Source organism: Archangium gephyra (assembly GCF_042230915.1).
Lineage (GTDB): Bacteria > Myxococcota > Myxococcia > Myxococcales > Myxococcaceae > Archangium > Archangium gephyra_B.
On sequence record NZ_CP102578.1, the window covers coordinates 2,908,787 to 2,933,432 of the forward strand.

Genomic DNA, 24,646 nt, shown 5'->3' on the forward strand with positions numbered 1-24,646 from the left:
GGTTGTTGTTTTTGATGCTTGCGTTGGAGAGTGGGTTTAGCTGCCTATTGCGTTGCTGGATTGTGGTGGGCGGGAGATCCACGCGGCGATGAAGACGTCCAGCTCGCCGCGCAGCACGTCCTTCACGCGCGGAGTGCCGGCGCCGGTGCGCGGGTCCTCGACCCGGGCGCCACGGCCCAGGTGGTAGCGCCGGGCCTCGTCCGCGGTGTTGCTGCCGCCCTGGCCCTTCACCACCCGCGAGGCGATGTCCTTGAGCTCGCCCAGCTCGCCCGCGCCCGCCAGCGTCATCATCCGGCCCGTGGTCTCGTCCTTCACCGTCACTTCCGTCTTCACCCGCGCCACGTACGTGCCCTCGTGCCGCTTCACCTCGCGGCCGTCCACGTCCAGGCTCTCCTCTTCCTCCACCGGGCCGCCCCGGTGCACCCGTACGTAGGCGCGCTGCCGCTTCTCCTCGTCGATGCGCCGGTGCAGTCCCGCCTCGCCCGCCAGGTAGCCGTAGGCCCCGGGCCCGGCAATGCGCACCACCACCCGGAAGGGCTCCTCCGCCTCCGCCACCGCCATGCCCTCGTAGCCGCGCCGCTCCGCCCAGCCCAGGTACATGGTCGCCAGCTCCTGCACCCAGGCGTCCTGGCCCTCGCCCGTCTCGCTCGCGCAGATGTCCACCAGCGCCTCGTCACCGTGGTCCGTCGTCCCCGCGGCGCCCAGCACCTCGGCCATCTGCACCTCGCGCGCGACCTCCTCCACCTGCTTCGCCGCCGACGCCAGCTGCCCCTCGCCCTTCGCCTCGCGCACCAGCCGCCGCGCGAACGTGGTCCGCTCCTCCATCCGGTCCAGCTCGTTGAGCTGCGCCTCCACCGTACGGAAGGCCCTCAGCGTCGAGGCCGCGCGCTGCGGGTCGTCCCACAGGTTGGGGGCCTGCGTCGCCGCCAGCAGCTCCGCGCGCCGCTCCTCCAGCCTCGGCCGGTCCGCCGACACCGACAGCGCCCTCGCCCGTCCCACCAGCCGGTCCATCTCGTTGAGCAGCGACTTCTTGTCCAGCCGCCGCTTCACCGCCGACACCGACTTCTCCGTGGGCAGGGCGAGCTGGGCCGTCTCCTCACGCGGGCGCGGCGAGAGCTCGGCCACCGCCACCACCTTGCCACCCGGCCGCGTCTCCACGCGCACGGGCGCTCCCGGAGGCAGTGGACGGCGGGCGATCTCCACCGCCAGCGCCGCGGTGAGCGTCTTCTCGATTTCGCGCTGCAGGTAGCGCGCGCCGAACTGCGGCGAGTAGCCCCGCTCCACCAGCAGGTCCACCACCGCCGGCGTCACCTCCACGTCCAGCCCGCGCGCGCGGATGCCCTCGCGCTCCAGCACCCGGCCCACCTCGCGCTGGGCAATCTTGCGGATCTCCACCTTCGTCAGCGGCTGGAAGTGGCAGATGGCGTCGAAGCGGTTGAGGAACTCGGGGCGGAAGGCCTCGGCGATGCGCCGGTCCACCTCGGTGATGAGCTCCTCGGCACGGCGCGAGCCCATGAAGCCGATGGCCGGCTCGCGGTACACCTCGGCGCCCACGTTGGACGTGGCCACGATGACGGTGTTGTTGCAGGAGATGGTTTCCCCCGCCCCGTTCACGAAGGTGCCCTCGTCGAAGAGCTGCAGGAAGCGGTCGTGCACACTGCGCGCGGCCTTCTCGAACTCGTCGAGCAGCAGCACGGTGAACACCTTGCCCTCCAGCAGCGCCGTCAGCTCGCCGCGCTTCGTCTCCACGGCGGGCGCCCACGAGGCGCCAAAGGGCACGCTCTCGTCGCCGTCGTTGGGGAAGTCCGCCATGTTGAGCCGGACGAGCCTGTCCTGCGAGCCGAAGAGGTACTCGGCCAGCAGCTTGGCGAGCTGCGTCTTGCCCACGCCCGTGGGGCCGGCGAAGAGGAACACGCCCAGCGGCCGGCGCGGATCATTCAACCCCGCCTTGAGCAGCGCCACCGAGCGCAGCACGGCCTGCACCGCGTCCGTCTGCCCCAGCAGCCGCTCACCGAAGAAGCGCTCCGTCTCCTCCAGGTCCAGCGCCATGGCGTCGTCCACGACGAAGCGTGGCAGCCGCGTGGTGGCGCAGAAGCGGGTGAGGACGTCCTCGGGACCCACGCGGTCCTTGGCGCCTCCGGCGGCCTCCGCGGCCGTCTCCTTGAGCAGCTCGATCGCCTTGCGCGGCAGCCGCTGGGCCAGCAGGAACTTGGAGGCCAGCCGCAGCGTCAGGTCGCACGCCGCGGGGTCGATGGGCAGGTGCAGCTCGCGCTCCAGCTCCTCGGCCACGCGGCCCAGTATCCACCGGGCCCGCTCGGCGGGCGGCTCGTTGAGGGGCACCAGGTGGAGCCGCTCGGAGAAGGCCTCGTCGGCGCGCAGCAACTCCTGCACGCGCTTGGGCTCGGTCTCGAAGATGAAGCGGATGCCCCCGGTGCGCAGGGCACGGAAGGCCACGGGGGCCAGCGGCCCGCCGATGACCGCGGGCAGGTCGCGGATGTAGACGATGGGGCAGGGGTGCCGGCTCAGCCAGGCGAGCAGCTCCTCGAACGTCTCCGCCGCCTGACGCTGGGTGCTGCGCGCCAGGATGTTGGCGACGGACACCTCCACCATCCGCGCGTTGGCGAGCTCCGCGTCCACGCGGCCCTCGATGATGCGGCGCGCCACCTCCTGCACCAGGGCGGACTTGCCCACGCCCGGTTCCCCGGAGAGCAGCGGGTGCTTGCCTCCTCGCGACAGGAGGCCCAGCACCTCCATCACCGCGCCGTCCACTCCGTGCGCGGCCGAGAGCTTCCCCTCCCGCGCCAGCGCGGTCAGGTCTCGGTCGATGAGCCTCTCGTTGTCCTCGCTCTTCCTGGTGGCCATGGTCGGGATCGCCTCAAGGGGCGCGGCGGCACTCTAACGTGCTGAACCGCAGTGGTGGACCCCGGCTTTCCGTCCATGGCCGCCGATGCTGGAATCAGCACTCCGCGACGGGGTGCCCCCAGGGGTTGGAGGCGGGGGTCTGGCGCAGCAGCGCCTCGAGCCGCCGGGCCCGGGTGCTGTCGCTCTCGCGACGGGGGGAAACGGGGTGCTGGAGCGTGGCGCTCAGGCGCGCGGCCTGATGCGCGAGGAGCTGCTCCACCTCCGGAGACCAACGATCGAACTCGAGCCACTCCATGTGCGTCCTCCTCGTGGGGATTCGTGAGCGCGAATCCATGCGCCCACCGCCCGTGTGGATTCACTACGCCGCGCGTCAGCGGCGGGCCGGAATGATGGGTTCCCAACTCTTCCCGGTTTACAGGCCCGTTACCCGACGCTTCCCCTCCCTCAGGGTCCGGGCTCGGCGTGGGGGATGGCGCGCAGGTACTCGTAGATGGCGCGCAGCTCGCGGTCGCTCATGTTCCGGTAGATGGGCCAGGGCATCACCTGGAGGATGCCGCCGTCCTCCTCCCGGCCGGTGCGCATGTAGCGCTCGAACTCCTCGAAGTCCGCGCCCGCCGGCTTGCCCGAGGCATCCGGGGTGATGTTGGGCGAGACGATGTCAGGGCCGAAGGACATCCCGCCCGCCAGGAAGTGGGCCGAGTTGATCTGCTCCGGCTCTCCCTTGAACGGGTCGCCGCCCGGGGCGAAGGGCGTTTGGGTGTGGCAGTCGTTGCAGGCGGCCTGCGCGTTGACGATGTAGCTGCCCAGGCCCACCAGGTCCCGGTCCTTGCCGTTCAAGTTGAGGGGCACCGGGGAGAGGGTCAGCCCCTTCTCGATGCGCGCCCGCTCCGTGTCATTGCCGTCATCGTCGTCGTCGTTGCCGCAGCCCAACAAGGGCGAGGCGAGAGCGAGTCCGAGCACCACCCAGCGTCCGAGCTTCGAGTCACGCATGCGTGTCCATCCCCCTCCCGGCGGGGTACTGCCGGGGAGCGGGACACTAGAGGCCCGGAGCGAGGACCTCATTCGTCCGGCGGTCACACGTCACCGTCGGGAAGCGGGCAGAGGGGAACGGAAGGCGGAGGACTCGAACCTCAGACCGGGAGCCGGTCCGCACCCGCTAGCAACGGGGCCTGGCGCCATCGCCAGTTCACACTTCCAGGAGCGACGGAATACGGAAGGCAAGGGACTCGAGTGTCGGCCTTCCAGAAAAAGTGTGCCGGCAGCTGCACCCGCCTGCCGGCGCGCGGGGCGTACGGGCCGGGGACGCCTCTGGCCTCCCCATTCGTGCACCCGCTCCTGTGACGGAGCGGGGCCGGGCAGCCCCCTCTGGAGACTGCCCTATGCCCGCCGCTCACTCCTCGAGCTCCGTGTGCCAGTACGCGACGTCACGGAGGAACTTGCGCCAGGAGATGGGCATGCCCTTCTCGTAGGCGAACGTCAGCTGCACCGAGCCGGGGAGCTTGCGCGGCTTCTCCGGCGTGGAGAGCAGCTTGAGCCCCGCCTGCACCGGCGTGCGGCCCCCCTTCTTCTGGTTGCAGGGGACACACGCGATCACGATGTTCTCCCAGGTCGTGCGGCCACCCTGGGCCCGGGGCACCACGTGGTCGTACGTGGCCTCGGGGCGCGACACCTTCCGGCCGCAGTACTGGCACTTGCAGCCATCGCGCATGTAAACGTTGTCGCGGCTGAACTTGATGCCGCGCCCCTTGCGCCGCTCGCCGCGCAGGAAGCGGATGACAGAGGGCATCCGGATCTCGAGGGTGACGGAGCGGACGAGGCGGTCATCGTACTCCTCGACCACCTCGACCTTCCCCTGCCACAGCAGCATCATCGCGCGCTGCCAGGAGATCCGTGCCACGGGCTCATACGACTGGTTGAGGACCAGCGTCTCCATGACTCGGGTTTTCCTTCTTGGGGGATATGTCCGCGGCGAGAGTCGAACTCGCACGTGAGCTGGGTTTGAGCCAGCCGCCTCTCCCGATTGGGCCACGCGGACGCGTTGGGGAGCCTGTTGCAGTACACGCCCTGGGGATCGAACCCAGCAGACCTGGTGTGTGGGACCAGTGCCGTCTCCAGCTGGCTCGGCGTGCGGAAGAAAGGTGAAAAGGTGAGGAGTGCCCCCGGTCGGGCTCGAACCGACGACCCCCGGTTTACGAAACCGGTGCTGCTACCAAGCTGAGCTACAGGGGCAAAACGGTGCTGCGAGTGCCGACCCCAGGAATCGAACCCGGTCCTCCCGTGCTTCAGACGGGCGCGCGGACCACCTACGCCAGGACGGCATGAAACAGTTGCGGAGCAGGGAGTCGAACCCTGCGGCCCAGGCTTATGAGACCCGGTGGGACGTCCGGTCCCACTCCGCATCGAGACGGGTGCCCCCGGCAGGACTCGAACCTGCGGCCTCTCGGTTCGGAACCGAGCGCTCTGCTCCAACTGAGCTACGGGGGCGGAAAGAAAGGAGCGGCTCCGGCAGGACTTGAACCTGCGGCCTCCCGGTTCGTAGCCGGGCGCTCTGATCCAACTGAGCTACGGAGCCAGACATCTGGGTGACAGGATTTGAACCTGCAACCTCGCGGACCCGAACCGCGCGCTCTACCAAATTGAGCCACACCCAGGACAGACAACGACGACGGCTTCACTGCGACTGCGACAGACAGAGTCGGGATGGCCGGATTCGAACCGACGGCCTCGTGCACCCCAAGCACGCGCTCTCGTCCAGGCTGAGCTACATCCCGAGGAAGCTCCACAGGAGGGATTCGAACCCCCAACCTGACGCTTAACAGGCGCCCGCTCTTCCCTTGAGCTACTGTGGAATGTGTTGCATTGAAATGCTGCATTGAAGAGATCCGGGAGCAGGGTTCGAACCTGCATCTGCGGGGTCAGAGCCCGCCGCCCTGCCGATTGGACGATCCCGGAATGAAGTGGAGCGGGTGACGGGATTCGAACCCGTGTTTCCGGTATGGGAGACCGGCGTCCTGCCACTGGACGACACCCGCGTGAGTACCTCCGGAGGGATTCGAACCCTCGCCACCCGCTTAAGAGGCGGGTGCTCTACCGATGAGCTACGGAGGCGTGTGCCGCCTCTCGTGAGGGCAGGCGGCGCTTCACCACTGCGATTCAGTTGTCAGAGAGCTGCCGCGTACTTCGAGCTGCGAGTGGGGACGCTGGGAGTTGAACCCAGCGGGCCAAGAGCTCCGGCTCTACAGGCCGGCGCGTCTCCGTAACGCTCTACGTCCCCAGATGGGTGAGGCTGGAAATGCGAGAGGCCGGGAACCCTTTCGGGAGCCCGGCCTCCGTCGCACCGCCTCACGTCTGGAGGCGGAGCATCAGAAGAGGCTCGGGTATGGCAGCCAGTCGAAGGACCCGCGGAAACCGCGCTTCACGCTGGGGGACTGGCTATACCGCGGCTGCGAGGAGGGTGCCGGCAAGCGGCTGACGCGCACGTTGCGAAAACCGGCGGGGTTGCTGTGCTGCTTCGGATTCATCATTCCCGGCTTCATCGTCGTGGTCCGCATCGTCACCGCTCCTTTCAGCAAGAAGAGACGCTGGGCCCCGGGTTTCCTGACGGGGTATTTTCCGGTGATTTTCCTCGCCCCTCCTGGCCCCGTGTCCCGCCCCCGCCCCGTCGGAGTGACCCCGGCGGGTTTGCCTTGAACTTGGTAAGCTGGAATTTCATAGTACGCTGGGCTGCTCGGGCCCCCCCCTCGCTGTCAGGCCCGGCCAACCCCCAATAAGGAGGCAGCAAATGAAGAAGGACACGACCAAGAAGCCGTTCTTCGCGCGTCTGCTCGAGGACCAGGAGCTGGAGCAGGTGGCTGGTGGTGCGGACGGGACCCTGAAGTACCCCTCGGACTCCGACGACCAAAACGCCTCCTTGACGCCCACGACGGAGGGCACCCTGAAGTACCCCTCCGACACCGACGAGCGCGACCTGTAGGAAGTCCCGTTTCCATGCCCCTCGTCCGCGACATCGTCCTGCTTCTCACCCATAGCGCCGACTTCTTCACGGTCGACCGGGTGGCGGAGGAGTTGTCGCGGCGGGGGGTTCGTTCTTTGCGGGTGAACACGGACGGCTTCCCGGCGGAGCTGGAGCTGACGTCCACCGTGGGACCCGCGGGGAGCGAGGTGGTGCTGCGGACGGCGGCGGGCGAGCTGCGCGGCGAGGACGTGCGGTCGGTCTGGGTTCGCCGGCTCGTGTCCCCCCGGCTCGACGAGTCGCTGGAGGAGGACTGGCGCGAGAGCTGTGTTCGCGAGTCGAAGGCGGCGCTGGAGGGGTTCCTCGACGGGCTCCAGGCCGCGGGCTGCCGCTTCATCAACCCGCTCGGCGCGGAGCAGGCGGGCAACAAGCTGCGCCAGTTGCGCCTGGCCGTGGCGCAGGGGCTGGAGGTACCGCCCACGCTGGTGACCAACGACGCCGAGCGCGTCCGGTCCTTCTTCGCGCGGGTGCGGGGCCGCATGGTGGCCAAGATGCAGACGCCCCTGACGCAGTCCATGGCGGGCGGGCAGCCCTTCGTCTACACGAGCGCGATAGGCCCCGAGCACCTCGATGAGCTGGAGGGGCTGCGCCACAGTCCGATGATGTTCCAGGAGCGCATCGACAAGTCGCACGAGCTGCGGGTGGCGGTGGTGGGCGGGCGCTGCTTCGTGGGGGCGATCAACGCCACGCGCTCGGCCGAGGGGCAGGTGGACTGGCGGCGCTCGCGGCCGGACGAGGTCCACTGGGAGAAGGGCGAGCTGCCCGAAGAGGTAGCGGAGCGCCTGGTTCGTCTGGTCGCCGCGCTGGGGCTGGTCTACGGCGCCGCGGATTTCATCGTCACACCCGAGGGACGGCACGTCTTCCTCGAGGTCAACCCCGGGGGCGAGTGGGGCATGCTGGAGAAGGACCTCGGCCTGCCCATCGCCGCGGCCCTGGCCGACACGCTCGCGTCCGAGAGCGGCTCCCCCTGACGGCATACGCAGGAGCGTCATGGCCATCCTCATCGTCACTCATTCCAACGACAACGAGGCGCCCCGCGCCGTGCGGCGTGCCCTCGAGGCGCGCGGCGAGCGGGTCTACCGGTTCGACTCGGACCTGTTTCCCACCCAGCTGCAGCTCTCGCTCGACGAGGCGGGGGGAGGGCGGCTGTCCGGGCCCGATGGGGTGCTGGAGCTCTCGGAGCTCACCGCCATCTGGTACCGCCGCAACGCCACCGGGGCGGGCATTCCCAAGGACATGGATGAGCAGCTGCGCAAGCCCTCGGTGGAGGAGAGCCGGCGCCTGGTGTTCGGGATGATGACGGCGCTCGGGGTGTTCCAGCTGGACGCTCTCGAGGTCGTCCGGCGCGCGGAGCACAAGCCGCTGCAGCTCAAGCTGGCGCGGGCGTTGGGGATGGAAGTGCCGCGCACGCTGATGACGAACGACCCGGAGGCGGTGCGCGCCTTCGCCGCGAGCTGCCCCGCCGGGGTGGTGACGAAGATGATGTCGTCCTTCGCCGTCTACGACGATCGGGGCCGGGAGCAGGTGGTCTTCACCACGCCGCTGGAGCCGGGCGAGCTGGAGGACCTGGAGGGCCTGGACCTGTGTCCGATGACCTTCCAGGAGCGGCTGGCGAAGGCGGTGGAGCTGCGCGTGACGGTGGTGGGGGAGAAGGTGATGGCGGCGGCCATCGACTCGCAGGCGCTGCCGAAGGCGCGGGAGGACTGGCGCCGCGAGGGGGCGGCGCTCATCGACGCGTGGAAGCCCTACACGCTGCCCGGGCCGTTGCAGACGCAGGTGCTGCGCTTGATGGATGCGCTGGGGCTCAACTATGGCGCGTTCGACTTCATCGTCACGCCCGAGGGCCGGCACGTCTTCCTCGAGGTGAACCCCGCGGGCGAGTTCATGTGGTTGATGCGCAACCCGGGGCTGCCCATCGACGAGGCGTTGGCGGATGTGCTCTCCGGACGCGCGGCCCGCCGGCTCGGGCCCAAGCCGCTGCCGGCACCGTGAGGCCGGAGCAGCGCCAGCGCCGGGAATGAACGGCATTGGACGCGAGGGGCGCCCGGCGGGGCTCTTCAGCCGGGCGGGCCTCTTGGGGTCCCTGTCCGTGCTGGACGATTGCTGACGCCCCGCGTGAGTCAGAGCTTGCGGGTGTCCTGTATTCGAGGGGGGACACACATGCGGCAAGCGATGAGGGCCCGGCTCGCGGGGCTGTGGAGGGGTGTGTTGTTCGGGGTGCTGGTGTCCGCCTGCGGGCCGGACCCCGGGCTCCCGGGACCGGAGCAGGTGGCCCGGGGAGAGGAGGCCGCGACGGTGGAGGCCGCGCGCGCCCGGCAGGAGCCGCTGCCCGAGCCCCGGCCGACGGCAGTGCTCGGCCCGAAGGTGGCGTACGGCGGTGGCAAGTACCTGGTGGTGTGGACCGATGTCCGGGACGGGCGCATCTACGGGGCGCGCATGAAACCGGACGGCACCCTGCTGGACCCCGAGGGCCTGCGCCTCAACACCCACCCGGAGCATCTCTTCGCGAGCAACCCCAACGTCGCGTACGACGGCGAGGACTTCGTGGTCGTCTGGGACTCGGGGGAGGGGGTGGATGGTGTCCGGTTGGAGCCGGACGGCGCGGCGCCCGGGCCCGTCTTCAAGGTCATCACCTCCGGCGAGGTGGCGGGCGACGTGGGACTCGCCTGCTCCCGGAAGGTGTGCCTGGTCGCCTTCGCCGCCGACAGTGACGAGGGCAGCGACATCGGGGCCTTGCGGATTGGACCCGACGGGCGCCGGCTCGATGAGTCCGTCATCTTCCTCTCCAGCGCCACGGTGACGGGCGAGCCGGCGGTGGCCTGGAATGGGAAGGAGTTCCTGGTCGTCTGGACGGACTCGCACGGCGGGGTGGACACGCCCGACATCTATGGGAACCGGGTGAAGGAGGACGGCACCGTGCTCGGGCAGTCCTTCCCCATCGGGGCGGCGCCCGGCATGCAGCGCACGCCCGCGGTCACCTGGACCGGCCGGCGGTTCCTCGTGGTCTGGGGCGACATGCGCGGCTCGGACTGGGACATCTTCGGTGCGCGCGTGCGCTCGGACGGGAAGGTGGATGACCCGGCGGGCATTCCCATCTCCACCGCACCGGGAGACCAGCGCTTCCCGGGCGTGGCCCACCACAACTGGAAGTCCCTGGTCGTCTGGGACGACACCCGCGCGGGTCCGCACCGCATCTGGGGCGCCCGGGTGGAGGAGGATGGAGACGTGAGGGATCCAGACGGCTTCGCCATCTCGGGCGGTGCGTACGCCAACGAGTTCCGCCCGGCGGTGGCGTACGGGAGCAACCAGTTCCTCGTGCCGTATGCGGCCTCGTCCGTGGCCGAGGAGCCCTTCACGCCGAACTTCATCCTGGGCAGGCGGGTGAAGCACGACACGCAGGTGCTGGATGCACCGGCGCTCGTGTTCACACGCTCCACGTCCGCGCCGCCGCCTGCTCCCACCGTGCAGTAGCGGAGCGGGTCATCGTGGAGGGCCTTCTCCTGGAGCGGTTATGGTGTAGGGTGCGCGCCCCATGGCAAAGTCCCCGGTCCCCGTGTCGCTGAAGCAGTTCCAGGAGAAGGCCGAGCCGCTGAAGGTAGTCATCAACGGCCAGGAGATGATCGCCGAGGTGAAGGCGTTCTCGACGGGCTCCTTCGGCTGGAACATCAACGGCAAGATGACCATCACGGTCGATGGCAAGCCGCTCTCGGTGCAGATCGGCATGAACATGACGGTGGTGGGCTCGAAGGAAGCCGCCCGGGAGTAGCGCTCACGAAGCAGTCGGCGTCACCGCGACGAGGCTCACCATCGCGTCGCGGCGGGCGCCATGCTTCGCGAAGTCCTGCACCACCCGCGCGAGCGTGGCGCCGAGCTGGCCGATGAGGGGCAGGTGGGCCCCTCCCTCGCAGGTGGCCTGGCCCACGGTGTCCTCGGCGTCGGGGACGAAGCGCTCGTCCCAGCGCACCAGGCCGAAGGTGCCATCCGCCGCCAGCGCCCCGTGCACCAGGGGCTTGCCCGCGGTGCGCGCGAAGTCGCTCAGCAGCACCCGGCTCGCCTGGTTGTCGAAGCAGTCGACGAGCAGGTCCGCGCTCCCGCACAGGGCCGCCACGTTGTCGCGCGTCACCCGCACGCCAAAGGCCTCGGACTTCACCCCGTGCAGGTTGAGCAGCTGGAGCTTCAGCGCCTCGGCCTTGTTCTTTCCCACCGAGGGCTTCACGAAGGCCTGCGCGAGCAGGTTCTTGGACTCCACCCGGTCGAAGTCGATGAAGACGAGCGTGGCCTCCAGGTTACGGCACAGCACGGCCGCCGTGGAGCCGATGGCCCCCACCCCGCAGAAGACGATGCGCATGGCGGCCCTCCTCACGCCCCGAAGGGCACCTTGGGCCGCAGGTAGATGCGCTCGTCACCCCGGGGGCCGCGGAACCGGTCCACCACGTAGTGGACGAAAGCGTCCTCGCGCAGGTTCGCGATGTGCAGCCCCGGTGCCCCGCCCGAGCGCACCACCTCCACCGCGATGCGCCGCACGTCCCCGTCCGACACCTGGCCGTCCAGCTCCAGGGGCAGGTCCGAGGACAGGCCGTTGTAGGTGATGTTCAGCGTCGCCATCTCACGCCTCCTTGGGCGGCCCGGCCGAGGCCTCGTGGGGAGGCGCCCGGACCGGGCTCATGGCCCTGGGGACGTGGGAGGGCGGGGCTTCCTGACGCTCAGTGGTCGCCGTAGCGCTTCTCGCCGGCCTCCACGCGCAGCTTCAGCCGGTTCTGCGGCGGCGGCAGCGGGCACGTCGCATAGGCCGAGAAGGCGCACGGGGGGTTGTAGGCCCGGTTGAAGTCCAGCACCACCTTCCCGTCCTTCGGCGGGTCCGCGTACAGGAAGCGTCCCGCCCCGTAGGAGTCGGTGCGGTTGGTCAGGTCCGCGAAGATGATGAAGAGCGGTTCCGTGCTGCCTTCCTGCACCGGATCCAACCGGTACTCCTCGCCGTTCACCTTGAAGACGATGGTGCCCGGCGACGTCATCTCCTCCACCGTGCCGAGCACGTTGGGCACCGGCACCTTGCGCGGGTTGGCCGCGGGCTCGAAGCGGCCCTCGATGCGCCACGCCGCGCTCACCGGCCAGGTGGGGATGCCGTGGAAGTGCTTGCGCGCGGGGGCCTCCGCGTCCTTCACCCGGATGCCCAGCCGCTCACCGCGGCGGATGAGGTAGAAGCGCAGCGAGCCCAGCGCGAGCACGTCCTGCTCGCCCTCGCTGGCGCCCAGCTCCCCTGCCGTGAAGGGCTGGTCGGCCCGGGTGAGGGAGACCCCCGGCTGGACGGTCAGCGTCACCGTGCCGCCCTTGCGCGTGAGGGTGCCCAGGTGCGCGGGCGTCCCGGCGGGGAAGACGACATCGCTGTCCTCGGAGGAGCCCACGCGGTTGTCTCCCTCCTTCAGCCAGTGCAGGCCCACCAGGCTGAGCCAGCCGTCTTCGGACGTGAGGTTGGCGATGCGCTTCTGGTGCCAGGCGCGCGTCTCCGCCTCGAGGTCGAACGGCTTCTCTTCGTTGGGCTTCGCGTCGGTGGGCTTCACGGGGGTGGGCTTCTTCATGGCGGGTTTGGACGGGGGCGCGGCAACCGTGGGGGTCGCGAACGCCAGCGTCGAGAGGGTCAGCAGACGTGCAATGCGCATGGCCCGACCATGACAAGACCTCCAGAGGCCGTCCACCACCTGGGAGGCGGGGGAGCGAGGAGGCGCGCGTGGAGTCCTTCCGGGATTAGCGGCGGCCGGTGGCGCGCTTCGCGGTGCGCTTGGCGGCGGCCGGAGCGCGCTTGGCGGCGGCCGGGGCGCGCTTGGCGGCGGTGCCCGTCTTCGCGGCGGCGCGCTTGGCCAGGGTCTTCCGGGCCGGGCCGGCCTTCTTGGTGGGGCCCTTCTTCTGATCCGCCGAGGGCTTGCGGCCACCCGCCTTGGACGCGGTGTCCCAGCCCGCCTTCTCGCGGAAGGTCTTGCTGGTGGCGCGCGTGTTCTTGGCGCGTGCGGCCTTCTTCGCGGGCGCCGGGCGCTTCTTCTCCGGCTTGCGCTTGGCGACGGTGCGGCCCTTCCTGGCCGGCCCCGGCGGGCCCGACTTGCCCATCTTGCGGCGGCCACCGGCCTCGCCCGTGGGCGTCAAGGACGCGGGGGCCTGTCCGGGCGGGTTGGTGGGGGCGATCATCTCTGCGGTGTTCTCATGCTCCGCTTCCTGCGGCGGGCGAGGCGATTCGAGCGACATGCGGTTGCTCCTCCTTCGAGAGCGCTCCAAGCGTAGTCACTGTGCTTCCGTGCCCAAGCGTTGGATGGGCGGAGTGAACTCCACCCGACGAAATGCGTAAGCATCGTGAGGCGATGATGCTCGGGCACGCGGAGGCGCAACGCGAAGGCGCGTGGTGCGCGGTGGCCTCGTGTCGCGCGCATGAAGGACTGGAGCGGCGCGTGGACGCGGTGCTGTCCCGCTGCTTCGGGCCGCCACCGGCGCTGGAGCCGCGGTGCTCGAGGAGCGGATGTGCCGGGCGCGCGAGGTGCGGGGACGGGACGACGGCGCACGCGGCGCCGGGCGCGGAGGCCTCGCGGTCTGCGCATTCCCAGCGGCTTCGACAAGCAGGACGCCTCCTCGTCCGCCCCTCCCTGGCGGACGTGTGCTGCCTGGGCGCGGAGCATCCAGGGGTCCAGAGGGGCGGGTTGTCCGCCGGGCGATGCGCCCCAAGCTTCCCAAGACGAAGGGGAGGAATTTCATGGAAATGCGCGTACACGAGCTGCACCCGACGTTGATCCACGCGCCGCTGGCGTTGCTGCCGTCCACGGTGGTCGTCGACCTGGCGGCGGCGCTCACCGGCAACCGGAAGCTGGACAACGCGGCCCGGACGCTGTGGTGGAGCACGGCGGCGAGCGGGCTGCTGGCCGGGTTCGCCGGGATGGCCGCCTCGCAGGAGGTGAAGGCGGACCAGCACTCGCGCGACATGATGTTCCTGCACGGCCTGGGCAACGTCGGCATCGTGCTGGGGGCCTTCGGCGTCGCCGTGTGGCGCACCGGGCACCGCTCGTCGCTCGTCTCCAGCCTCGTGGGGCTGGGCGCGTTCGCCCTGGCCACCTATACCGGCTGGCTGGGCGGCGAGATGGTGTACACGCACGGCGTGGGGGTGAAGGAGCTGACCATGAAGGGCGAGGAGCTCGACGTGCTCAGCCCCTCGCTGGCCTCGCGCCAGGCGCCCGGGCGCCTGCTGCGGGATGCGGTGAAGGGCCTCGGGTGGCTGCTGGGCCGGGCCCGCCGGGTCTTCTCCGGCCGCGAGCAGCTGGACCCCAGCGCGTTCGGCGTGACGGCCCTCGAACAGACGCTGGAGCAGCCCGCGGTGAAGCCGGAGGACATTCGTCCCGAGCTCCGTCCGGTGTAGCGCCGCGGTCCGGAGCGCTCAGCGGCCGCCCTGTTGCTCCAGGGCGCGCCGCAGGGCGAGGATCATCCGCCGCACGGCGTAGCCCTCGAAGTCCTCCAGCGGATCCACGCTCGGGGGGAAGACCTCGAGCAGGCCCTCCAGGTAGCGCAGGGCGTGAGCGGCCGCTTCCGAGCCCTCGCCGGGGCCCTCCTGGGACCCCAGGGACTCGTCGAGCCGGAAGGCTCCCATCACCACGCTCTGCCAGCGATCCGTCCGTCCGCCGTCTTCAGGGTTGTCCGCGCTCACGTCCCCCATCCTAGCCCGACCATGCGCTTCGCCGATCTGTCCGTTGAGCCCACCCGTGTCACCTTCTGGGGCCCGCGTGCCGCGCTGGAGGTGAGCTGTCCCCTGCCCGGAGTGTTGCGGTTGCGACACCTTCCGGTCTTCAAGCACACCGCGCCCGGGCCTCGCGAGCTGCCTCCCAAGCAGTCCTGGGCCGTGGTGGAGCACCGGGAACTGCCGCTCTCGGTCCGCCGCGAGGAGCAGGGCGGGGTGGCGGTGGTGGTGACGGAGGCGCTCTCGCTGGAGGTGTCGCTGGCCCGGGGCACGTGGCGCCTGCTCGACGCCGCGGGCCGGGAGCTCGCCCGGTGCGAGGACTTCTCCGGCGAGGTCATGCCGGACTATCCCGTCGACCGCTTCCGCTCGCGGCTCGCCCTGCACGCGCCACCGGACGAGGCCTGGCTGGGTTTCGGCGAGAAGGTGGGGGCGCTCGACAAGCGCGGCATGCACTTCGTCTTCTGGAACACGGACGTGATGCCGCACCACCCGGACACGGATCCCCTCTACCAGTCCATTCCCTTCTGCCTGGGCCTGCGCGAGGGGCTCGCCTGGGGCTTCTTCCTCGACGAGTCGTGGCGCATGGAGGTGGACGTGGCCGCCGAGGACGCCTCGCTCGTGCAGTGGGAGTCCTCCGGGCCCGAGCTGGACACGTACCTCTTCGCCGGCCCGCTGCCCGGGGACGTGGTGCGCCGCTACACCGCGCTCACCGGGCGCCCCCCGCTGCCGCCGTTGTGGAGCCTGGGCGCGCAGCAGTCCCGCTGGGGCTACGAGAACGCGGGCGATGTCCGCTCCGTCATCCACGGCTACCGGGCCCATGGCCTGCCGCTGGACTGCGTGTACCTCGATATCGACTACATGGAGGGCTACAAGGTCTGGACGTGGGACCGCACCCGCTACCCGGACCCCGCGGGCCTGGCGCGCGAGGCGGCCGCGCACGGCGTGAAGCTGGTCACCATCATCGACCCGGCGGTGAAGGCCGAGCCGGGCTACGGCGTTTATGACGAGGCGCTCGCGCGGGACTACCTCGTGCGCAACGATCGGGGCAGCGTGCTGCTGGGCGAGGTGTGGCCCAAGCCCGCCACCTTCCCGGACTTCACCCGCGAGGAGGTGCGCAGGTGGTGGGGCCGCTGGCACCAGGGCTTCCTGGAAGCGGGCATCGCCGGCTTCTGGAATGACATGAACGAGCCGGCCTGCTTCTCGCTGCTCAACGGCCGGGAGACCTTCGACATCCGCACGGCTCCGGCGGTGCACCTGGGGAAGGTGGAGGGGCCCACGCTGCCGCACGACGCGCGGCATGGACACCGGCGCCACCTCGAGGTGCACAACGTGTACGCGCTCGGCATGGCACGCGCGGCGTACGAGGGCATGCGCGAGCTGGCTCCCGAGCGGAGGCCCTTCATCCTGACGCGCGCGGGCTCGGCCGGCATCCAGCGCTACGCGGCGATGTGGACGGGGGACAACTCCAGCTACTGGGCGCACCTGGAGCTCTCGCTCACCATGCTGCTGGGGCTGGGCCTGTCCGGTGTGTCCTTCGCGGGAGTGGACGTGCCCGGCTTTCTGGGCCGCGCGAATGGGGAGATGCTCGTGCGCTGGATGCAGGCGGGCACCTTCTACCCGCTGCTGCGCAACCACTCCGGAAAGGGGACGCCCCCGCAGGAGCCCTGGCGGTTCGGCGAGCCGTACCTCTCTCTTACGCGCGAGTGCTTGGAGCGGCGCTACCGGCTGCTGCCCACGCTCTACACGCTGTCGCACGAGGCGTCCGTGGAGGGGCTGCCGGTGCTGCGCCCGCTCGTCATGTACGCGCCGGGAGACGAGGAGGCGCTGCGCACGGACGATGCGTACCTCTTCGGGAAGGACCTGCTCGTGGCTCCGGTGGTGCGCCCGGGCCAGACGCGGCGGCTGGTGTACCTGCCCGAGGGGCGGTGGCTGCCGCTCTTCAACCTGGGCGCTCCGGAAGAGGCGGTCGAGGGTGGCCAGCATGTCATCGCCCTGGCGCCACTGGGCACGGTGCCACTGTGGCTGCGAGCGGGAGGCGCGCTGGCCCTGACGGAGCCCGCGTTGCACACCACTTCGGCCAACTGGTCCCAGCTCACTTGGCACGTGCACGTGGCGGAGCGGGTGGAGGCGCGCCTGTACGAGGACGCGGGCGAGGGCTACGGCGAGTCGCGGCTCACCTGGTTGCGCGGAGCGCGGGGAGGGGAGCGATTCGTGCTCGAGCGGAGCACGGAGGGCACGCTGCCGTTGGCGCGCGACACGGAGACGCTGCGCCTCTACGGGCTGCCGGCGCCGCGTGAGGTGGTGGGTGGGCGGGAGCACCGCATGCGGGACGGGGTACTCGAGCTGACGGTGGACGCCGGGTGGCAGCGGCTGGAGGTGCGGCTGTAGTGCCCGGCCTGAAGACTGTCACCAGCGGTGAGGGACGAAGAGGCAGTCGATGAGCTGCGCCTCGCCGAGCCCGAAGTTGGCCGTCCGAGGCACGAGGTCTGGTACGGGCGTGAAGAGGACCTCGTTGGGCAGGCGAGTGAAGCCGAAGGTGGACTCGATGAGCCTGGCTAGCTTCGCCTCCTGGGACTGGAACTCGGGAGGGAACGGCGGAAAGCGGAGCCAGGCCTTTCGCACGGGAGGACTCGTTTCCTCTGTATGCGAGGCATAGAGCGCGTACACGGGTGCGAGTTGGCTCAGCAGACAGACGACACCGTTGTACTGGGGATCACCTGTGACGAATCCCGGGAGGGATACGCGGACACTGTAACAGGGATCGAGCAAGGGAACCGTCATGTCCCAGATGGAGGAGTCGGGGAACTCCCCACGGAGTCGCTGGATGAACTCCTTCCAGGACTGAGCTCCTCCCACGTTGGCTTGGAGCAGCGCTGTCAAACGCTGGGACTGTTCTGACGCCTTGTATTGAGGCTCATCGATGAGAAGGCCCGCCGGGTAGTAGCGGTGGACGAGTTGGACGAGTGCCTCGGCTGTCAGTTCCGGCTTCATGAGCAGGAACTCCTTCATGGAGTCCGTTGTGGGGTGGGCGCTCTGCTTTTCTACCTTGTTGGAGGTACGAGAGGACCCCCACTCTCGGGGAACGTCTTCCGGGGAACGCCGTCCCTCAGGAATCCGGTGATTCTGGTGCCAGGGAGGGTGCCGACGTCCCGGTCCGTCATGATGCGCTGCATGTGTCCCCTGAACTGCTGACAGAGGAGGGCCGTTGGCTGCCGTTCCCGGAAGACGACACGCGCGGCTTCGTCCGCGGCCTTGGCAGCGGCGGCTTGTGCGAATTCATCGGTCACCGGCCCTCTTAAATTCACTTCTGGAACACCCACCTCGATTTCGCAGACGGCGTTTTGAGGAAAGCTGGGGGAGATGCGGTTCAGCAGGACAACCACCTGCGCCACCTTCCACCCTCCTTGTCCCGGACCGGTGTAGGGCACGACGTTGGTGAAGTGGAACGTGGAGGGCGGGATATGGCCGCCGACGCAGGCAAGCTGATAGGCGCCGAGGAGCGCCAATCCCAACAGAACCACACGCGCAGTGACGGCTCGCCGGATGTGCATGAGACCTCCTCGTGGTGGGATTCTACGGAGGAGGTCAGACCTGTCTTCGCGCGTCGATGGCGCAGATCCCGGACTCGGCCCTCAGGCGCCCGGTCCATCCGGGCTCCTCGGTGACGCGCACGTCCTTGCCGTCCTCGCGCACCACCATGCCGTCCGGCGCTACCACCGAGAAGCGCACGGGCCGCCCGAGTGCCTCGGTGAGCGCGGCCATCGTCGTCTCGTCCTCCGTGCTGAAGCCCAGCGGACCCACCGGGTGGCTGTGAGCGATCTCCTCCAGCTCCCCGCGCAGCCGCCAGATGGCCTCCCAGCGCGCACGCGAGTCCGGCAGCCACACCGGGCTGTCCGAGGCATCGCTCCACAGCACCGTCCCGCCCTGGCCGATGAGCAGGCAGACTTCGCGCAGTCGCATGGGAAGACCCTCACCCCCGCCCCTCTCCCAGGGGGAGAGGGGAGTCTCAGGCGTGCCGGGTGATGACCAGCACGTCGTCCTCGATGGCCTCGCGGATGACCGACGGCAGGCTCTCCAGGTTCACCTCCCGGTCCGACCCCGCGAGGCAGATGCCCGCGTCCACCACCTGCAAGGTGTCCGCCTCCACGATGCTGATGAAGCGCTCGCCCATGAAGCCGAACGTCACCTCGAGCCGCTCGCTCCCCAGCCGCCGCGAGTCGAGCAGCCGCGCTCCCGCCGACTCCAGCGCCCGCTCCACCCGCGTGACGCCCTGGGCCTGCCGCTCCAGATGACGCGGACGCGCCCGCAGCCGCGCCAACTCCGCGTCGAGCCGGGCCGCCTCCTCCACCTGCCGCCGCTGCGTCTCCAGCGCCAGCAACCGCGCCTCCACCGCCCGCACGTGCGCCTCGCGCTCGGAGACCAGCGCCCGCAGCCGGGCCTCGGCCGCGGGACGGCCTCCCTCGGACACGGATAGCACCTGGCCCCGCACCTCCACCGGAGAGAAGCGGATGCCGAGCGCACGCGAGGCGCCCTCCAGCACCGCGTAACCAAAGGCCGCCCGTAGCGAAGCCGGCACCGCCTTCACCTCCGCGAGCGTCCGGCCCTCCTCCAGCATGAGCCGTGCGGTGCCCTCGGCCTCGCCCTCGAACTCGACCTCCTCGAAGACGAGCGAGCCGTCATGCCAGCGCCGGGCGCGCACGGGCGAGAAGCGCGGCGGCTCCTCCTCGGGGAGAAGCTGTACCGGCTCGGCCACCGCGCCCTCGCGCACCAGGCGAGTACCCCACAAATGTCCACGAATCAGCGGGAGCCCGTCGAGCCCTTCCGGCCCGGCCGGCTCCCGCGCGGTGGCGGTGCGCCCCTGCACGTCGAAGCGCCACCAGCCCGGAGCGGGCGGCGTGGACACGCGGAGGCGCCGCGAGGGCGCGTCGACAGACGCCCCACCGAAGTAGGGCAACACCGCCGACTCCACCTTCCCGAGGAACTTCCGGTAGTCCACGACACCCCCTCCTCTCTCACGCCACCTTCAACAGCGGCGTGCGCATCACCCGCTCGACCCAGCCAGACTGGCTGGCCCCGACCGCCGTCGGCGCGTCCATCAGCGCCTTCAGCACCCGGGGGACCTGGTACGGGTCCTCGAACTGGTCCACCGCCACTTCACTGAACGGCACCTTCAGCTGCCCCGCGCACGTGCGCACGGTGTTGCCCCGGTTGGCGGCGCTGGCCACACTCACCAGCATCGCCATGGCGGCCACGCTGTAGCCGCACTCGCGGAAGGCCCGGGCGAACTGGTCACCCGCCTCACCCGCCTCGTCACCCACGACGATGCAGATGAGCTTCGCCTCCTCCGGCACCCGCACTCCCGCCCGGTGCAGCGCATGCACACCGGCCGCGTGCGTCGTGCCGCCCGACGCCTGGATGCCCTGCAGCATGTGCTGCACCGCCGCCCGGCTCGCCGCCTTGGGCTTGAGCACCGTGCCCATCGTGTCGAACGACGCGATGTGCAGCTTCTCCAGCGGGAAGCCCGCGAGGATGCGCGACAGCGCCTCCTTGGACTGCTCGATGGCGCCTTCCATGGAACCGGACTTGTCGATGAGGAACATCACCCTCACGTCCGTCTCCGCCGTCGCCTCCGCCACCGCCGCCTTCGCCGCGTTGTCGCTCGCCTCCTCCAGCTTCGCCTTCAGCTCCTGGCTGCGGACGTTCTTCACGATGTGGAGCGCCCGCTGGTCGGTCGCCGTCTGCACCGCCTTCTCCCACCGCCCGCGGATGGCCGGGTCCGTCATCAACCCCAGCTCCTCGAGCGTCGGCGTCAGGATGCGCAAGTCACGGTCCGACAGCGAGGGCAAGAGCGCCGCCATGATGGCCGGCGTCAGGCCCAGGTCCTTGGGCAGCCGGCCCACCACCTCCTTGTAGGAGAGGCGCTCCAGCTCGATCCACTCGCAGATCTCCGCCTCCGAGAGCCCATCGAAGCGCTCCCGCTTGACGAGGTGGAGACCCTCCAGGCCCACCGAGCGGTGGCCCGCGGCCGCCTGCTTCTGCTTCCAGCCGAGCACCTCGAAGAAGGCCTGCGTCACCGGCTTGTAGCCGGCCTTGCGGGCAATCCTCTTCAGCGTCTCCTTGTAGCCGGCCTTCACCAGGCCCTGGAGCATGGGCAGGTTCTGCTCACGCAGCCGCAGCCACTTCGTCGCCACGCTCTTCCAGCGGCCCAGCGGCGCCTTGCGGGACGCGGGGTCACCGAAGCCGGCCTCGCGGTTGAGGCGGGCGATCTCCGGAGTCTCGAGCAGCTCGGCCACCCGCAGCACCGCCTTGGGCGTGAGCATGCGCGTGGACTTGCGCTCGTAGTGGAGGATCATCGCCTCACCGATGACGCGGAAGTCGTCGTCGAGGAACGCGATGGAGCCGTCGTCCTCGCGCACGGGCTGGCCGGAGTGGCTCTGCACGAGCATGAGCGCGCACGTGGCCACCTTCAAGTCACGCCAGTCCGTCTGGGTGAGCGCGTAGGACGCGAAGTGCGCCATCAGGTCCGTGTTGAGCCGGTAGATGTCCAGCAGCTGGCGGTAGAGCTTCACCGCGGAGGGCACGAAGAGGCCGGGCTTCACCGGGGTGGAGCGGCGGACGAGGTCCGCGCTGGCGCCCTGGGCCGGATGCCAGACGCCGTTCACGTCCAGGCCCGGGCGGTTGTGCCACAGGTGGGCCGAGCCCCCGAGGACGAGGTCCAGGAGCTTCTCCGCCGGGCCGCGCTGGGCCTCGGGGAGCGTGGGGGTGGTCTGGTTGTGCGTCGTCATGTGCCCCTCCAAAAAAGTCGCGCCCGAGTGACCTGGCCGTCTGTTTGACGTTGGAGGTCAGTTGGCGTGTTGGGCCGGGTCGGCCGGGCGCGATGTATCCGTTCTGCCCGGATGGACGACGCGCCCCGGGGTTCCTGACGAGGGACTTCAGTTGCGCGGCAGGCGGATGTGGAAGGTCGCCCCACCACCCGGCGTGTCCTCGACGTGGATGGCGCCCTGGTGGGCCTCCACGACCTGCCGCGTCACCCAGAGCCCGAGCCCCAGGCCGCCGTAGTTGCGCACCGGCACGGCCCGCTCGAAGCGCTCGAAGATGCGAGCCCGGTCGGGCGCGGGAATACCGATGCCGTGGTCCACGACGGTCAGCACCACCCCCTTCTCCTCCGACTGGAGGGTGACCTCCACGGGACGCCCCTGGCCGAACTTCAAGGCATTGGACAGCAGGTGATGAACCACCTGCGCCATGCGGCTGGGGTCGAAGCTGCCCTTCACGGGGGCCTCGAGCCGCACGGTCAACGGGGTGCCCAGGCGGCGGGCCTCCAGCTCGGCGTCCGCCACCACGTTGCCAACGAGCGACGCCAGATCCACCTGCGCGAACGAGAGCTGCATGCGGCCGGTGGTGAGCTGCGACACGTCCAGCAGCGTCTCGACGAGCCGCGCCAGCCGCCGCACGGAGCGGCGTGCCATGTCCAGCCGGTCCCCGACATTGTGCTGCGAGACCTGGCTCAAGCCGCGCTCGATGGCACTGAGGTTGAGCTGGAAGCTGGTGAGCGGCGTCTTCAGCTCGTGAGAGGCGGCGGAGAGGAAGTCATCCCGCGCGCGCACCGCCTCCATGAGCGTCTCCACGTGAGTCCGCTCCCGGGCCACCTCCCGGCGCATGCGCACCAGCTCGAGGGTGGACCTCACCCGGACGAGCAGCTCCCGGGCGGAGAAGGGTTTGACGAGGTAGTCGTCCGCTCCGGAGCTGATGCCCTCGAGCGTGGCCTCCTCGCCGGCACGGGCCGACAGCAGGAGGATGGGCAGATCCCTCGTATGCGGGGCGGCCCGGAGCGCGCGCAGCAGGCCCACGCCGTCCAGGCGCGGCATCATCACGTCCGAGAGCACGAGGTCCGGCGGGTGGCCCAGTGCCGACTCCAGGGCGGCCTGTCCGTCCGCCACCGCGTCCACCTCGAAGTGCGGAGCCAGCACCCGGCGGACGTAGTCGCGCATGTCCGCGTTGTCATCCGCGAGCAGCACCCGGGGCCGGGCCACGTCCGGGGCCGGTGGGGAAGACGCGGGGTGGGACACTTCCACCACGGGGAGGTCCTCCACGGACCAGCGCAGCGCCTCCTCGACATACGGGCTCACGCCGGTCGCGGTGGACTCCTGCTCCCGGGGGGCACGGAGACGCTCGGGCGCCAGGTGCGCGGTGCCGAAGGGGAGCTCCACGGTGAACGCCGTCCCCCGGTCCTCGGTGCTGTCCACGTGCACGGAGCCCCCGTGCAGCGTCACCAGCTCCCGCACCAGCGCCAGGCCGATGCCCGTGCCCTCGTATGTCCGGGAGCGCACGTCCCTCACCCGGTGGAAGCGCTCGAAGATGTGCGGCAGCTCCGCGGCGGGAATGCCCGTCCCCGTGTCCCGCACCTCGAGGAGGGCCCGTCCGTTGCGCTCGCGTGTCCGGATGGAGATCTCCCCCTTGAAGGTGAACTTGAAGGCGTTGGAGACGAGGTTGAGGACGACCTTCTCCCAGAGGTCCCGGTCCAGGTAGACGGGCTGGGACAGGGGAGGGCAGTCCACGGTGAGCTTCAGTCCCGCCCGCTCCACCGCGGAGCGGAAGCTGCTCGCGAGATCCGCCGACAGCGCGGACAGGTCGGTGGGCTCGTAGCTGGCCTGGATGCGCCCCGCCTCCAGGCGCGAGAAGTCGAGCAGCGAGTTGACGAGCCGCAACAGCCGTCCCGCGTTGCGGTGGAGCACCCCGAGCTCGGACCGGGCGGCCTCGGGCAGGGCCCCCGCGCGCCCGGCGAGCAGATGTTCCACGGGCCCCAGCATCAGCGTCAGCGGCGTGCGGAACTCGTGGCTGATGTTGCTGAAGAAGGCCGTCTTGGCCCTGTCCAGCTCCGCCAGCGCCTCGGCGCGCCGGCGCTCCTCCTCGTAGGCGCGGGCATTGCGCAGCGCCACCGACACCTGGCCCGCCAGCAGCTCGTAGAAGGAGCGGTAGCCCTCGTCGAGCGCGCGGTTGGGGCTCAGCCCCGCCACCAGCACGCCGAGCGGGGCCGTCTTCGCCGAGGAGGCGATGGGCATCACCAGCGCCGAGCGGACCGCGTCCTTCCACGGGCCGCCCGTCAACGCCACCCGGCGCTCGACGTCCTCCAGCACGAGCGTCTCCCCCTCCGCCGCGCGCTTCAGGCCCCAGACGCCGTCGCCGTCCTTCTCCAGGTCCACCGTGCGCGGGCTCGCGGCGTCTTCCTCTTCCAGCCCCACCGAGCCGCACAGCCTGAGCGTCCTTCCGTCCGCATCGCGCAGGTAGATGAGCGCGAAGGGCACGTCGAGCGGGTGGCCGGAGAGGGCCGAGACGACATCGCGGCAGATGGTCTCCACGCTCCGCGTCTCGCCGGCCTGGGAGGCCAAGTCGCGCAGCAGCCGCAGCCGCCGCTCACCGAGCACCTGCTCGGTCACCTCGCTGCAGACGGCGAGCATGCCGACGATGCGCCCCGCGTCGTCCTCGGCGGGAGCGTGGGAGACGCTGAAGTAGGACTCCTCGCGGTACCCGCTGCGCTCCAGCAGCAGCATCAAGGCGGGCGTCCAGTTCGCCACGCCGGTGGCCATCACCTTGTGGATCATCGGCCCGAGCGTGTCCCAGGCCTCGGCCATGGTGATGCGGATGTCCAGGCCGAGGGCCGCCGGGTGCTTGTCGCCGATCAGCCTCGAGTAGGCGTCGTTGTAGAACTGGAGGAAGGACGGGCCCCAGGTGAGCACCATGGGGTAGCGCGAGGAGAGGAGGGTCCGGACGAGGGCCTTCAGGCTCTGGGGCCAGGTCTCCACCGGGCCCACCGGAGTCGAGGCCCAGTCGTGTGCGTGGACACGCGCGTGCATCTCGCTGGGGCCGGGGAACATTCTCCGCAATGTATGCGCCCGATCTTCGGGCTCCAGGGAAAGTTTCCCTGGCCGGTCCCATGACAGGGGAGCGGACGAGCTGATGGGAGATGAACACTCGAAGTGCGAGCCGGTGCCGGAGCGCAAGGCAGGTGGGCAGCTTGGTCCTCGGGCCGATACGTTGCGCCCGCCGAGCCGGTTAGGAAGGCATGT

The 24,646-nt window shown here is 70.2% G+C and carries 23 protein-coding genes and 13 tRNA genes; 7 read left to right on the forward strand and 29 right to left on the reverse strand.

The window, feature by feature from the left end:
- Positions 1-36 precede the first annotated feature (36 nt).
- The 18 genes from NR798_RS11635 to NR798_RS11720 form a co-directional block, all read right to left on the reverse strand.
- Entirely contained in the window at positions 37-2,862 is a 2,826-nt protein-coding gene (locus tag NR798_RS11635) for an AAA family ATPase (protein ID WP_375771535.1), read from the reverse strand.
- A 94-nt stretch (positions 2,863-2,956) separates the two neighbouring features.
- Positions 2,957-3,157, reverse strand: a complete 201-nt coding sequence (locus tag NR798_RS11640; protein WP_375771536.1) for a hypothetical protein — start codon at positions 3,155-3,157, stop codon at positions 2,957-2,959.
- A gap of 149 nt (positions 3,158-3,306) precedes the next feature.
- Positions 3,307-3,852: a cytochrome C gene (locus NR798_RS11645; protein ID WP_375771537.1), complete on the reverse strand. Its 546-nt coding sequence runs from the start codon at positions 3,850-3,852 to the stop codon at positions 3,307-3,309.
- Positions 3,853-4,252: 400 nt separating this feature from the next.
- Positions 4,253-4,795: an HNH endonuclease gene (locus NR798_RS11650; RefSeq protein ID WP_043394176.1), complete on the reverse strand. Its 543-nt coding sequence runs from the start codon at positions 4,793-4,795 to the stop codon at positions 4,253-4,255.
- A gap of 27 nt (positions 4,796-4,822) precedes the next feature.
- A tRNA-Leu gene (locus tag NR798_RS11655) sits at positions 4,823-4,897 on the reverse strand.
- 119 nt (positions 4,898-5,016) lie between these two features.
- Positions 5,017-5,091 (reverse strand) — tRNA-Thr (locus NR798_RS11660).
- A 16-nt stretch (positions 5,092-5,107) separates the two neighbouring features.
- Positions 5,108-5,180, reverse strand: a tRNA-Phe gene (locus NR798_RS11665).
- Positions 5,181-5,189: 9 nt separating this feature from the next.
- Positions 5,190-5,261: transfer RNA gene (locus NR798_RS11670), tRNA-Met, on the reverse strand.
- Between the two features lie 10 nt (positions 5,262-5,271).
- A tRNA-Arg gene (locus NR798_RS11675) sits at positions 5,272-5,346 on the reverse strand.
- Between the two features lie 13 nt (positions 5,347-5,359).
- A tRNA-Arg gene (locus NR798_RS11680) sits at positions 5,360-5,434 on the reverse strand.
- Between the two features lie 5 nt (positions 5,435-5,439).
- A tRNA-Pro gene (locus tag NR798_RS11685) sits at positions 5,440-5,513 on the reverse strand.
- 44 nt (positions 5,514-5,557) lie between these two features.
- Positions 5,558-5,633 (reverse strand) — tRNA-Pro (locus tag NR798_RS11690).
- Between the two features lie 6 nt (positions 5,634-5,639).
- Positions 5,640-5,711 (reverse strand) — tRNA-Asn (locus NR798_RS11695).
- 31 nt (positions 5,712-5,742) lie between these two features.
- A tRNA-Gln gene (locus tag NR798_RS11700) sits at positions 5,743-5,814 on the reverse strand.
- A gap of 6 nt (positions 5,815-5,820) precedes the next feature.
- Positions 5,821-5,894 (reverse strand) — tRNA-Gly (locus NR798_RS11705).
- Between the two features lie 5 nt (positions 5,895-5,899).
- Positions 5,900-5,970 (reverse strand) — tRNA-Lys (locus NR798_RS11710).
- 84 nt (positions 5,971-6,054) lie between these two features.
- A tRNA-Tyr gene (locus tag NR798_RS11715) sits at positions 6,055-6,136 on the reverse strand.
- 88 nt (positions 6,137-6,224) lie between these two features.
- A complete protein-coding gene (locus tag NR798_RS11720) occupies positions 6,225-6,413 on the reverse strand; it encodes a hypothetical protein (protein ID WP_375771538.1) in 189 nt (62 codons plus the stop codon).
- 230 nt (positions 6,414-6,643) lie between these two features.
- Between NR798_RS11720 and NR798_RS11725 the strand changes: the two genes are divergently transcribed.
- From NR798_RS11725 to NR798_RS11745, 5 genes are all read left to right on the forward strand, one after another.
- Positions 6,644-6,835, forward strand: coding sequence for a microviridin/marinostatin family tricyclic proteinase inhibitor (locus NR798_RS11725; RefSeq protein ID WP_375771539.1), 192 nt, complete (start codon positions 6,644-6,646; stop codon positions 6,833-6,835).
- A gap of 14 nt (positions 6,836-6,849) precedes the next feature.
- Positions 6,850-7,845: an MvdC/MvdD family ATP grasp protein gene (locus NR798_RS11730; protein WP_375771540.1), complete on the forward strand. Its 996-nt coding sequence runs from the start codon at positions 6,850-6,852 to the stop codon at positions 7,843-7,845.
- Positions 7,846-7,864: 19 nt separating this feature from the next.
- Positions 7,865-8,866 carry an MvdC/MvdD family ATP grasp protein gene (locus NR798_RS11735; protein WP_375771541.1) on the forward strand — a complete coding sequence of 334 codons (1,002 nt, stop codon included), beginning with the start codon at positions 7,865-7,867 and terminating at the stop codon, positions 8,864-8,866.
- A 168-nt stretch (positions 8,867-9,034) separates the two neighbouring features.
- The gene (locus tag NR798_RS11740; RefSeq protein WP_375771542.1) at positions 9,035-10,345 is read left to right on the forward strand and encodes a hypothetical protein; all 1,311 of its coding nucleotides are present in this window, start codon (positions 9,035-9,037) and stop codon (positions 10,343-10,345) included.
- Positions 10,346-10,406: 61 nt separating this feature from the next.
- The gene (locus tag NR798_RS11745; RefSeq protein ID WP_375771543.1) at positions 10,407-10,640 is read left to right on the forward strand and encodes a hypothetical protein; all 234 of its coding nucleotides are present in this window, start codon (positions 10,407-10,409) and stop codon (positions 10,638-10,640) included.
- 3 nt (positions 10,641-10,643) lie between these two features.
- On the opposite strand, the gene NR798_RS11750 is transcribed toward NR798_RS11745, so the two are convergent.
- From NR798_RS11750 to NR798_RS11765, 4 genes are all read right to left on the reverse strand, one after another.
- On the reverse strand, positions 10,644-11,222 hold the full coding sequence (locus tag NR798_RS11750; protein WP_375771544.1) for a ThiF family adenylyltransferase: 579 nt from the start codon (positions 11,220-11,222) through the stop codon (positions 10,644-10,646).
- An 11-nt stretch (positions 11,223-11,233) separates the two neighbouring features.
- Positions 11,234-11,479 (reverse strand): hypothetical protein, encoded by a 246-nt coding sequence (locus NR798_RS11755; RefSeq protein ID WP_375771545.1) that lies wholly within the window; start codon positions 11,477-11,479, stop codon positions 11,234-11,236.
- 98 nt (positions 11,480-11,577) lie between these two features.
- Positions 11,578-12,531: a DUF1684 domain-containing protein gene (locus NR798_RS11760; RefSeq protein ID WP_375771546.1), complete on the reverse strand. Its 954-nt coding sequence runs from the start codon at positions 12,529-12,531 to the stop codon at positions 11,578-11,580.
- Positions 12,532-12,616: 85 nt separating this feature from the next.
- Positions 12,617-13,108 carry a hypothetical protein gene (locus NR798_RS11765; RefSeq protein ID WP_375771547.1) on the reverse strand — a complete coding sequence of 164 codons (492 nt, stop codon included), beginning with the start codon at positions 13,106-13,108 and terminating at the stop codon, positions 12,617-12,619.
- 499 nt (positions 13,109-13,607) lie between these two features.
- Between NR798_RS11765 and NR798_RS11770 the strand changes: the two genes are divergently transcribed.
- Complete coding sequence (locus tag NR798_RS11770) at positions 13,608-14,264, forward strand: DUF2231 domain-containing protein (RefSeq protein ID WP_375771548.1); 657 nt, start codon at positions 13,608-13,610, stop codon at positions 14,262-14,264.
- 18 nt (positions 14,265-14,282) lie between these two features.
- Here NR798_RS11770 and NR798_RS11775 read toward each other — a convergent pair whose 3' ends face one another.
- Entirely contained in the window at positions 14,283-14,549 is a 267-nt protein-coding gene (locus NR798_RS11775) for a hypothetical protein (RefSeq protein WP_375771549.1), read from the reverse strand.
- A 21-nt stretch (positions 14,550-14,570) separates the two neighbouring features.
- Between NR798_RS11775 and NR798_RS11780 the strand changes: the two genes are divergently transcribed.
- A complete protein-coding gene (locus tag NR798_RS11780; protein WP_375771550.1) occupies positions 14,571-16,967 on the forward strand; it encodes a glycoside hydrolase family 31 protein in 2,397 nt (798 codons plus the stop codon).
- 18 nt (positions 16,968-16,985) lie between these two features.
- Here the strand turns inward: NR798_RS11780 and NR798_RS11785 are convergent, their stop codons facing one another.
- The 6 genes from NR798_RS11785 to NR798_RS11810 all read right to left on the reverse strand — a co-directional run bounded on the left by NR798_RS11785 (position 16,986) and on the right by NR798_RS11810 (position 24,382).
- Positions 16,986-17,588, reverse strand: coding sequence for a hypothetical protein (locus NR798_RS11785; RefSeq protein WP_375771551.1), 603 nt, complete (start codon positions 17,586-17,588; stop codon positions 16,986-16,988).
- Between the two features lie 32 nt (positions 17,589-17,620).
- Positions 17,621-18,130: a hypothetical protein gene (locus NR798_RS11790; RefSeq protein WP_375771552.1), complete on the reverse strand. Its 510-nt coding sequence runs from the start codon at positions 18,128-18,130 to the stop codon at positions 17,621-17,623.
- Between the two features lie 34 nt (positions 18,131-18,164).
- A complete protein-coding gene (locus NR798_RS11795; RefSeq protein ID WP_375771553.1) occupies positions 18,165-18,539 on the reverse strand; it encodes a hypothetical protein in 375 nt (124 codons plus the stop codon).
- Between the two features lie 46 nt (positions 18,540-18,585).
- Positions 18,586-19,575 carry a hypothetical protein gene (locus tag NR798_RS11800; protein ID WP_375771554.1) on the reverse strand — a complete coding sequence of 330 codons (990 nt, stop codon included), beginning with the start codon at positions 19,573-19,575 and terminating at the stop codon, positions 18,586-18,588.
- Between the two features lie 16 nt (positions 19,576-19,591).
- A complete protein-coding gene (locus NR798_RS11805; protein WP_375771555.1) occupies positions 19,592-21,364 on the reverse strand; it encodes a VWA domain-containing protein in 1,773 nt (590 codons plus the stop codon).
- Between the two features lie 147 nt (positions 21,365-21,511).
- Positions 21,512-24,382: an ATP-binding protein gene (locus NR798_RS11810; protein ID WP_375771556.1), complete on the reverse strand. Its 2,871-nt coding sequence runs from the start codon at positions 24,380-24,382 to the stop codon at positions 21,512-21,514.
- Positions 24,383-24,646 lie beyond the last annotated feature (264 nt).